Below are 11,407 nucleotides of genomic sequence, written 5' to 3' on the forward strand. Positions count from 1 at the left end.
TTAATTTTTCACCCTTTGGATTTTTCCTTGTTCAAGAAAAACAAGTAAAATTGAGATATCAGCTGGATTCACACCAGAAATACGAGAAGCTTGCGCAATGTTTAATGGCTTAACTTCTGCTAATTTTTCACGCGCTTCAGTCGCTAAACTATCTACCTTACTATAATCTAAGTCTTCTGGAATCTTTTTCTCTTCCATACGTTTTACTTTTTCAACTTGTTGTAATGACTTGTTGATGTAGCCTTCGTATTTCGTTTGAATTTCCACTTGTTCTTCAACATCAGATGGAAGTACATGTGATTCATCCAGAATTTCAAGAATTAAATCGTAAGTCATTTCAGGACGACGTAACAGCTCTAATGCTAAAATACCATCTTTCAAGCGAGAACCGCCTTGGGCTTCAATAATTTCTTGAACGCGATCATGTGGTTTCACTCGGATACTACCTAAACGTTCTTGTTCTGATTTTATCATGTCTCGTTTTGCATTAAAACGTGCATAACGCTCTTCAGAAATCATTCCTAATTCGTGACCTAAATCAGTTAGACGTAAATCAGCGTTATCATGTCTTATCAATAGACGATACTCTGCACGAGATGTTAATAAACGGTAAGGTTCATTTGTGCCTTTCGTAACAAGATCATCAATTAATACACCGATATATGCATCAGAACGACTTAAGACAACTTCATCTTTATCTTGTACTCTAGCTGCTGCATTAATACCAGCCATAATACCTTGCCCAGCCGCTTCTTCATAACCTGATGTACCGTTGATTTGACCAGCAGTATATAAGTTTTTGATTTTTTTAGTTTCAAGTGTTGGCCATAATTGTGTAGGTACGAGTGCATCGTATTCAATTGCATAACCTGCACGCATCATGTCTGCTTTTTCTAGACCAGGAATTGTTTCTACCATTTGTCTTTGTACATGTTCTGGAAGACTCGTAGATAATCCTTGTACGTATACTTCATTCGTATTACGTCCTTCTGGTTCTAAGAATAATTGGTGACGTGGTTTATCGTTGAAACGCACAAATTTATCTTCAATTGATGGACAATATCTTGGACCTGTACCTTTAATCATCCCTGAATACATTGCTGAAAGATGTAAATTATCATCAATCACTTGGTGCGTATCAGCATTTGTATATGTTAACCAACATGGTAATTGATCTAAGATATATTCAGTAGTTTCAAAACTAAACGCTCTACCTACATCATCACCTGGTTGGATTTCAGTTTTAGAATAATCAATTGTTTTCGCATTTACACGAGGTGGTGTACCTGTCTTAAATCTAACAACTTCAAAGCCAAGATTTCTTAAATTATCGGCTAATGAAATAGATGGTAATTGGTGGTTAGGGCCACTTGAATATTTCATGTTTCCTAAGATAATCTCACCGCGTAAAAATGTACCTGTTGTAATAATAACTGCCTCTGCCCAGTATTCTGTTCCAATGTTAGTACGTACGCCTTTAATCACATCATCTTCAATCATTAAGTCGTCTACCATGCCTTGCATAATATCAAGGTTATCTTCATCTTCAATTACTTTTTTCATTTCTTGTTGATACAATACTTTATCTGCTTGTGCACGTAATGCTCTCACTGCTGGGCCTTTGCCCGTATTCAACATACGCATTTGAATGTGGGTCTTATCAATCGTTTTGGCCATTTGTCCACCTAAAGCATCAATTTCACGCACGACGATTCCTTTTGCCGGTCCACCAACTGATGGATTACATGGCATAAACGCAATATTATCTAAGTTAATTGTTAACATAAGCGTTTTTGCACCACGTCGAGCTGAAGCAAGTCCTGCTTCAATACCAGCATGCCCGGCTCCTATTACTATTACATCATATTCTTGAGCCATACTATTTTCCTCCTTATTATTTTCCTAAACAGAACTGACTAAATAATTGATCTATCAATTCGTCGCTTGCGGATTCTCCGATGATTTCACCTAATATTTCCCAAGTTCTCGTCAAGTCAATTTGAATCATATCCATTGGTATATCTGATTTTGCAGCATCTATTGCGTCTTGAATTGTATTTCTAGCCTCTTTTAATAATGAAATATGCCTTGAATTAGATACATACGTCATATCTTGATTTTGAACATCGCCACCAAAGAATAAATCTCTAATTTGTATTTCTAATTGATCTATTCCTTCTTGCTTCAACATAGAAGTTTGGATTAACGGCATATCTCCAATCATTGCTTTAACTTCATCTATATCTAATTGTTTATCTAAATCCATTTTATTTACAATAACAATCGCATCTTCGTTTTTAATCACTTCATAAAGTTTACGGTCTTCTTCAGAAAGTGCTTCGTTATAATTTAGTACAAATAAGATTAAGTCTGCTTCGCCTAATGCTTTTCGGGAACGTTCAACACCTATGCGCTCTACAATATCTTCAGTTTCACGAATACCTGCTGTGTCTACTAATCTTAGTGGTACGCCTCGAACGTTAACATATTCTTCTAATGTATCTCGTGTCGTTCCTGGCACTTCTGTAACAATAGCTTTATTATCTTGGATCAGATTATTGAGCATTGATGATTTACCAACATTCGGTCTACCGACAATTACTGTAGATAAGCCTTCCCTCATAATCTTACCTTGCGTACCAGTTTCTAATAATTTATTAATCTCTTCTTTAATTTCATTTGATTTACCTAATAAAAATTCTGTAGTAGCGTCCTCTACGTCATCATATTCTGGGTAATCTATATTAACTTCGACTTGTGCAAGGATTTCGAGAATGGATTGTCGCTGTCGTTTAATCATATCACTCAAACGGCCTTCTATTTGATTCATTGCAACTTTTGATGCACGATCGGTTTTAGAACGAATAAAATCCATCACTGCTTCTGCTTGAGACAAATCAATACGTCCATTTAAGAATGCACGTTTTGTAAATTCTCCCGGTTCAGCCATACGTGCGCCATTACTCATTGTTAATTCAAGCACTCTATTAATTGTTAAAATACCACCGTGACAGTTGATTTCAACAATATCTTCACGCGTAAACGTCTTCGGTGCACGTAGCACAGAAACCATTACTTCTTCTATAACTTCTTCTGATTCTGGATCAATAATATGACCATAATTAATTGTATGAGATGTTACATCTGCAAGTTTTTGTTTTCCTTTAAATAACTTGTCAGCAACGTTAACTGCATCAGCACCAGATAAACGTACAATACCTATCGCACCTTCGCCCATTGGCGTGGATATACTCGTTATTGTATCTAAATCCATCATCCATCTCGCCTCCTTTATTGTCTAAATTTTATCATTATAATATTGTAAAGAGTTTCCTATCAAAAAGCGAATATATTGATTGAAAAAATACACAGTTAGTCTTAGGGTTGTCTGAAGTTAGACTAACGGTAGTCTAACCAACCACTTCCCCCACCCTACTTAGATGCGCTTATTAAAAGCCTTCGCTATTTTCAGTACATGTTCAAGGCTCGCTTGAATTTGTAGCGTATCCATATCTTTAGCTGGCTGCCTCGCTATTACCACAATATCTAATGGTAGCATATCTTCTTTGTGTATCTTGAAGTTTTCACGAATAGCTCTTTTAATACGGGTTCTAACCACAGCATTACCTATTTTTTTAGAAACACTTATTCCTAAGCGGAAATGCTCTAAATTTTTGTTGGGTTTTGTGTATACTACAAATTGTCTGTTAGCGACTGATTTCCCTTTTTTATAAATAAATTGAAAATCACCATTCTTTTTAATTCGATACGCTTTTTCCACCAACCATCACTCACTTATCTCTTCATTAGATGTATTATGTTTTATATATATGTTTAATCTATATCATTAATTTTCTTAAATTACTAACGAAAATTAACGTAATTTCCTGTCATTTTCCTTCATTAAAACCAAAAAAAAGACCACTGATGAGTCAGTGATCTTATGCTGATAGTACTTTACGGCCTTTACGACGACGACGCGCCAAAACTTTACGACCATTTTTTGTGCTCATGCGTTTTCTGAAACCATGAACTTTACTATGTTTACGTTTATTTGGTTGATAAGTACGTTTTACCATGCAAAAACACCTCCATCTTTATTCGGTTATCTAACTATTATAATAGATAAATTAATATACGCTTCTGCTCTTAAGTCTTGATTTAACTGTTATTAATTTCTAGTCATAATTCAAGCAACTTCTACAATATAACAAAATATATTTTATAAAGCAAGCATCAATTTGAGTCTTTGCAATTTTATAGGCAATTTAAAAATACTTCCCAATTTAATTACATATAAAGAAGTGTTGGATTATAAATTGCCTAACCTCCCCTATTATAGTAGAAACATTACTATCTAAAAAACAATCCGCATTATCCTTCATTTTTCATTATACATTTTCCATACAATCTTTATAAATTATTTCCCAAGCTCACAAATGGTTCGATTTTTGTTATACTGTTTATTCCTCAAAGTTATCCACTTATGCACAGTCACGGTTTCTATTTTTGTGGATAATATATATGTTATTAACAAGTTCATCTACGTTTTAACAACATATTCACAGTCATTTGACATTGGTCATTGTTAAAAAGTATAATTGTGTGGATAAGTCATGTAAATATTGATAGATACAGGGTTTACTTTATTGAATTATATACTAAACAGCTGTGTATAAATCATAGCAAGTAAATAGTTATCCACCGATTGTGTGTAACTTGTGGATAATTATCAACATGCTGTGATTAGTCTCATTTATACCTGTTGTTTTTGTGTATAACTTTTAAAATTTATGAAAGTTGGAGTTTATTCATATGTCAGAAAAAGAAATTTGGGAAAAAGTCCTAACCTTGGCTCAAGAGAAAGTAAGTTATCCTAGCTATCAAACTTTCCTTAAAGATACTAAGCTTTACTCATTGCAAAATGATGAAGCCATTGTTGTTATCGATGATCCATTTGTTGCCAATTGGTTAAAAACGCATTATGTTGAAATTATTCAAACTGCATTATATGAGGCAATCGGTCATGAAATTATGCCAGTTTTCTATTCTGAAGATCAATTAGAGAGTTTAAAATCAGGTGAGAATCAACACACGAATCCAGACGTTCCACAAAAGAAAAAGTATACACCGGGTGTAGATGAAGCTGTCATTGGCGGCGAACAATTCAATACACACAATACTTTTGATACATTTGTGATCGGACCTGGCAATAGATTTCCTCATGCAGCAAGTCTCGCTGTTGCCGAAGCACCTGCTCAAGCCTATAACCCGCTTTTCATTTATGGTGGCGTTGGTTTAGGAAAAACGCATCTAATGCATGCGATTGGTCATTATGTATTAGAAAACAATCCTGATGCTAAAGTTATTTACACGTCTAGTGAAAAATTTACTAATGAATTTATTAAATCTATTCGTGATAATAAAACTGAGCGTTTTAGAGAAAAATACCGTAATATTGACGTTTTATTAATAGATGATATTCAATTCATCCAAAATAAAGAGCAAACACAAGAAGAATTCTTCCATACTTTTAATGAATTACATCAAGCAAACAAACAAATTGTTATTTCGAGTGATAGACCGCCGAAAGAAATTGCTAAATTAGAAGATCGTTTGCGTTCTCGCTTTGAATGGGGATTAATCGTTGATATTACGCCTCCTGATTACGAAACAAGAATGGCTATTTTGCAGAAAAAAATTGGAGAAGAAAATTTAAATATTCCAACTGAAGCATTAACTTATATTGCTAATCAAATCCAGTCTAATATTCGTGAACTTGAAGGTGCACTCACTCGTGTATTAGCATTTTCTAAACTTCAAGGCCAACCGATTACAACTGAATTAACTGCTGCAGCGTTAAAAGATATTATCCAAGCGCCAAAATCGAAAAAAATTACGATTCAGGATATTCAAAAGATAGTTGGACAATACTATAACGTGAGAATTGAAGATTTTAGTGCTAAAAAACGTACAAAATCCATTGCCTATCCGCGCCAAATTGCAATGTACTTATCACGGGAGCTAACTGATTTCTCATTACCTAAAATTGGTGAAGAGTTTGGTGGCCGTGATCATACTACTGTTATTCATGCGCATGAGAAAATAGCTAAAGAAGTAAGTAGTGATTCAACTTTTAAACAAGAACTTGAAAACTTAGAAAAAGAAATTAGAAATCAATAAAAAAACTGTACTATAACAGATTAATTGTAGGAAAATTGAGGAATAACATAGTAGCGATAATTTTCAGGGAATTGTGGATAATGTGTAAAAGTCATACACACTGTGCACAAGTTATCCACAGTCGTTAAATAATGCCACACCTGAATTCATATAAGTTATCCCGTAATCCACAGGCCCTACTACTATTACTACTGTTTTAAAACCTATATAATTTATATATAAACGACTGGAAGGAGTTTGAAAATTAGATGGAATTCACAATAAGAAGAGATTATTTTATTGCTCAATTAAATGACACATTAAAAGCCATCTCACCAAGAACTACATTACCAATATTAACTGGTATAAAAATTGAAGTTAAAAATAACGAAGTGATACTTACTGGTTCTGACTCAGAAATATCTATCGAAATCACTATACCTAAACAAGTTGATGGTGAAGACATTATAGAAGTTGCAGAAACTGGATCAGTCGTACTCCCTGGTCGTTTCTTCGTAGACATCATTAAAAAATTACCTGGTAAAGAAGTAAAACTTTCTACAAATGAACAATTTCAAACATTAATTACTTCAGGTCATTCTGAATTTAACTTAAGTGGTTTAGATCCAGATCAATACCCATTGTTACCACAAGTTTCTCGCAATGATGCAATTCAATTATCTGTAAAAGTACTTAAAAACGTGATAGCACAGACGAATTTCGCAGTGTCCACCTCAGAAACACGCCCAGTACTCACTGGTGTTAACTGGCTTATACAAGATAGTGAATTAATATGCACGGCTACTGATTCACACCGCTTGGCTGTAAGAAAAGTGGCATTAGAAGACGAGTCTGAAAATAAAAATGTCATCATTCCAGGTAAGGCATTATCAGAGTTAAATAAAATAATGACAGATAGTGAAGAAGAGATTGATATCTTCTTTGCATCAAACCAAGTACTATTCAAAGTTGGCAATGTGAACTTTATTTCACGTTTATTAGAAGGTCATTATCCTGATACATCTCGTTTATTCCCAGAGAATTACGAAATTAAATTAGGCATTAATAACGGTGAATTCTATCATGCAATCGATCGTGCATCATTATTAGCACGTGAAGGCGGCAATAACGTTATTAAATTAAGTACTGGTAATGAATTAGTAGAATTATCTTCAACATCTCCTGAAATTGGTACCGTAAATGAAGACGTTAAAGCAAGTAACGTTGACGGTGGCAACTTGAAGATTTCATTCAACTCGAAATATATGATGGACGCATTAAAAGCAATCGATAATGACGAAGTCGAAATAGAATTCTTTGGCACAATGAAACCATTTATTTTAAAACCCAAAGACGATGATTCAGTAACACAATTAATTCTGCCAATCAGAACATATTAGAACTTAATAACTTATCCCTAGACAATTTATTTTGTCTGGGGTTTTTTCTTTTAATTTTTAAATTCAAAAGTAATCGCTTGTCTATATACGTGTATATAAATAAAGCAGGGGACACTTTTTACGAGAAGGATAAATTTCAGAAGTATTTTAAGAGGTATATTTCATTTTTAAAGGCACTGAGCGATTAAATATAAGCATTTATTGTTAATTGTTAGGGTATTTTAATAAAACTTTATAAAGCGTCTAAAACACGCTTTAAATGTCATTTAAAATCTCGCATATTAAAAATGCTGCTCTAATTTCATATTAAATTTGGAACTTATTGATAGAGAATCAAAAAACGGAATAAAATCACTCGAAATTTGATATAATATTATATGTAAAACAACCGCTATAACGGGCTTTGTACATAATTATTAAAAAGAAGTGAAAATTAGTTAGAAGAATACGCTTACATGCTGTATTTTACATGAAATTTTTCGTGAAAAAAGGTATAATATATTAGTGAGCTTAAAAGAAACGGAGTGATTGATTTGGTTGAAGAGGTAATCGTTGATGGAGACATTACTTTAGGGCAATTTCTAAAGACAGAAGGTATTATCGAATCTGGCGGACAAGCAAAATGGTTCTTACAAGATTTTGATGTCTTGATAAATGACGAACGTGAAACACGTCGCGGTAAAAAGTTAAACCATCAAGATAGCATTGTCATACCAGAAGTCGGTTCATTTGTTATTTTACATCAAGGTGAAGAATGAGATTAAAGACACTCCAGATAGAAAATTATCGTAACTATGATTCAGTTACCCTTGATTGTCATCCAGAGGTCAATATATTGATTGGCGAGAATGCACAAGGGAAGACAAACCTCCTTGAATCTATTTATACATTAGCATTGGCTAAAAGTCATAGAACGTCCAATGACAAGGAACTTATACGTTTCGGTATGGACTATGCTAAAATAGAAGGTGAACTTAGTTATAGATACGGTGAAATGCCTTTAACGATGTTTATAACCAAAAAAGGTAAGCAAGTTAAAATTAATCACTTGGAACAAAGTAGACTGACTCAATATATTGGTCACTTGAACGTCGTATTGTTTGCGCCTGAAGATTTAAATATTGTCAAAGGATCACCACAAATTAGACGCAGATTTATAGATATGGAGCTTGGACAAATTTCTGCAGTATACTTAAATGATTTGTCCCAGTACCAGCGAATTTTAAAACAAAAAAATAATTATTTGAAGCAACTGCAATATGGTCAAAAGACAGACAGCACAATGCTAGATGTCTTAAATCAACAATTTGCAGCGTATGCACTCAAAATTACGCTCAGACGTGAACATTTTATTAAAGAACTTGAATCACTAGCTAAGCCTATCCATTCTGGGATAACGGACGAACGTGAGACGTTGTCATTAAAATATTTGCCAAGTATAAAACTCGACAATGAAGAGAAAAGTGAGACGGAACGCTTAGAAGAAGTCTTAATTTTACTCAATGACAATATGGAACGTGAGAAAGATAGAGGCGTTTGTTTATACGGCCCTCACAGAGATGATTTAGGTTTCAATGTAAATGATATGGATGCTCAGACGTATGGCTCTCAAGGCCAACAACGGACTACTGCTTTATCGATAAAACTCGCAGAAATCGAGTTAATGAATATCGAAGTAGGAGAGTACCCTATCTTATTGCTAGATGATGTATTAAGTGAATTAGATGATTCACGTCAGTCGCATTTATTAAGCACAATTCAACATAAAGTGCAGACTTTTGTAACTACAACATCAGTCGAGGGTATAGAGCATGAAATTATGAAGAACGCTAAACTTTATCGCATTAACCAAGGCGAAATTATAAAGTAATAGAAAGTGAAGGTGGAAGCATTGTCAGATGTGAACAACACGGAAGATTATGGTGCTGGTCAGATTCAAGTATTAGAAGGTCTAGAAGCGGTTCGTAAACGACCAGGTATGTATATAGGTTCAACTTCAGCAAGAGGTTTGCATCATCTTGTATGGGAAATCGTCGATAATAGTATCGATGAGGCACTTGCTGGATATGCCGACGAAGTTGAAATTGTTATAGAAAAAGATAATTGGATAAAAGTTACTGATAACGGACGAGGCATTCCAGTAGGTATTCAAGAAAAAATGGGACGTCCTGCTGTAGAAGTTATTTTGACAGTGCTTCATGCTGGCGGTAAATTTGGCGGCGGCGGATACAAAGTATCTGGTGGCTTACATGGTGTAGGTTCATCAGTAGTTAACGCGTTGTCTGAAGATCTTGAAGTGTACGTTTACAAAGATAACCAAATTTATCATCAGGCCTATAAAAAAGGGATACCACAATTCGATTTGAAAGTTATCGGAGAAACTGATGAGGCTTCTGGTACGGTAATTCGTTTTAAAGCGGATTCTGAAATATTCACTGAAACTACAGAATATCACTATGAAACGTTACAACAACGTACAAGAGAACTTGCTTTCTTGAATAAAGGTATTTCAATTACGTTAAGAGATGAACGTGAAGAGGAAGTTAGAGAAGACTCTTATCGCTATGAAGGTGGTATTAAATCTTACGTAGAAATGTTGAATGAAACGAAAGAACCACTTCATGATGAACCGATTTATGTGCATGAATCAAAAGATGATATTGAGGTTGAAATCGCATTACAGTATAACAAAGGTTATGCAACTAACTTATTAACATATGCGAATAACATCCACACATACGAAGGTGGTACACATGAAGAAGGATTCAAACGTGCTCTTTCTCGTGTGCTAAACAGCTATGGTATAAACAGTAAAATAATCAAAGAAGATAAAGAGCGACTTTCAGGTGAGGATACACGTGAAGGTTTAACAGCGGTCGTGTCTATCAAACATAGTGATCCACAATTTGAGGGACAAACTAAGACGAAACTTGGTAACTCAGAAGTGCGTCAAGTCGTTGATAAATTATTCTCTGAACTATTTGAAAGATTCTTATACGAAAATCCACAAGTCGGACGTATTGTCGTTGAGAAAAGTATTATGGCATCACATGCACGTCTTGCAGCTAAAAAAGCACGTGAAGTGACACGTCGTAAATCTGCTTTGGAAATCTCAAGTCTACCTGGTAAACTTGCAGACTGTTCTAGTAAAGATCCGTCTCGAAGTGAAATTTTTATCGTCGAGGGTGACTCTGCCGGAGGGTCTACAAAATCAGGCCGTGATTCAGAAACACAAGCGATTTTACCGTTACGTGGTAAGATTTTAAACGTTGAGAAAGCACGATTAGATAGAATACTAAATAACAATGAAATTCGTTCAATGATTACTGCTTTTGGTACAGGAATTGGCGGAGAATTTGATTTAAGTAAAGCACGTTATCACAAGATTGTCCTTATGACAGATGCCGATGTCGATGGCGCGCACATTAGAACATTACTTTTAACATTCTTCTATCGCTTTATGAGACCGTTATTAGAAGCGGGATACGTGTATATTGCGCAACCACCACTTTTCAAATTGACGCAAGGTAAACAAAAATATTACGTGTTTAACGAACGTGAATTAGATAAGCTTAAAGAAGAACTAGACCCAAGTCCAAAATGGTCGATTTCACGTTACAAAGGTCTTGGTGAAATGAATGCGGATCAATTGTGGGAAACTACAATGAATCCTGAACACAGAGCGTTACTACAAGTATCACTAGATGATGCGATAGAAGCAGACCAAGTATTTGAAATGTTGATGGGCGATGTTGTTGAGAATCGTAGACAGTTTATTGAAGATAACGCAGTCTATGCGAACTTAGATTTCTAATACAATGAACTGAATTTTTGAAGGAGGATAT

At 34.7% G+C, this 11,407-nt stretch carries 9 protein-coding genes; 5 read left to right on the forward strand and 4 right to left on the reverse strand.

Translation table 11 applies throughout. The annotated features are described in order from the left end of the window. From mnmG to rpmH, 4 genes are all read right to left on the reverse strand, one after another. A complete protein-coding gene (gene mnmG / locus ACP3TL_RS11390; protein WP_069817342.1) occupies positions 1 to 1,878 on the reverse strand; it encodes a tRNA uridine-5-carboxymethylaminomethyl(34) synthesis enzyme MnmG in 1,878 nt (625 codons plus the stop codon). A gap of 16 nt (positions 1,879 to 1,894) precedes the next feature. Further along, positions 1,895 to 3,274: a tRNA uridine-5-carboxymethylaminomethyl(34) synthesis GTPase MnmE gene (gene mnmE / locus ACP3TL_RS11395; protein WP_141714387.1), complete on the reverse strand. Its 1,380-nt coding sequence runs from the start codon at positions 3,272 to 3,274 to the stop codon at positions 1,895 to 1,897. Between the two features lie 162 nt (positions 3,275 to 3,436). Continuing rightward, positions 3,437 to 3,781: a ribonuclease P protein component gene (gene rnpA, locus ACP3TL_RS11400; RefSeq protein ID WP_069817419.1), complete on the reverse strand. Its 345-nt coding sequence runs from the start codon at positions 3,779 to 3,781 to the stop codon at positions 3,437 to 3,439. A 160-nt stretch (positions 3,782 to 3,941) separates the two neighbouring features. Further along, on the reverse strand, positions 3,942 to 4,079 hold the full coding sequence (gene rpmH, locus ACP3TL_RS11405; RefSeq protein WP_000240855.1) for a 50S ribosomal protein L34: 138 nt from the start codon (positions 4,077 to 4,079) through the stop codon (positions 3,942 to 3,944). Positions 4,080 to 4,815: 736 nt separating this feature from the next. On the opposite strand from rpmH, the gene dnaA reads away from it, so the two are divergent. From dnaA to gyrB, 5 genes are all read left to right on the forward strand, one after another. Then, entirely contained in the window at positions 4,816 to 6,183 is a 1,368-nt protein-coding gene (dnaA, locus tag ACP3TL_RS11410; protein ID WP_069817338.1) for a chromosomal replication initiator protein DnaA, read from the forward strand. Positions 6,184 to 6,431: 248 nt separating this feature from the next. Further along, positions 6,432 to 7,562: a DNA polymerase III subunit beta gene (dnaN, locus tag ACP3TL_RS11415; RefSeq protein WP_069832330.1), complete on the forward strand. Its 1,131-nt coding sequence runs from the start codon at positions 6,432 to 6,434 to the stop codon at positions 7,560 to 7,562. Between the two features lie 524 nt (positions 7,563 to 8,086). Beyond that, the gene (gene yaaA, locus ACP3TL_RS11420) at positions 8,087 to 8,320 is read left to right on the forward strand and encodes a S4 domain-containing protein YaaA (RefSeq protein ID WP_172793137.1); all 234 of its coding nucleotides are present in this window, start codon (positions 8,087 to 8,089) and stop codon (positions 8,318 to 8,320) included. After that, positions 8,317 to 9,432, forward strand: coding sequence for a DNA replication/repair protein RecF (recF, locus tag ACP3TL_RS11425; RefSeq protein WP_069832331.1), 1,116 nt, complete (start codon positions 8,317 to 8,319; stop codon positions 9,430 to 9,432). Before yaaA ends, recF begins: the two co-directional genes overlap by 4 nt. A 12-nt stretch (positions 9,433 to 9,444) precedes the next feature. Further along, the gene (gyrB, locus tag ACP3TL_RS11430; protein WP_176721542.1) at positions 9,445 to 11,376 is read left to right on the forward strand and encodes a DNA topoisomerase (ATP-hydrolyzing) subunit B; all 1,932 of its coding nucleotides are present in this window, start codon (positions 9,445 to 9,447) and stop codon (positions 11,374 to 11,376) included. Positions 11,377 to 11,407: the final 31 nt, after the last annotated feature.

Source organism: Staphylococcus caseorum, assembly GCF_049943195.1.
Taxonomy (GTDB): Bacteria; Bacillota; Bacilli; order Staphylococcales; family Staphylococcaceae; genus Staphylococcus; species Staphylococcus equorum_A.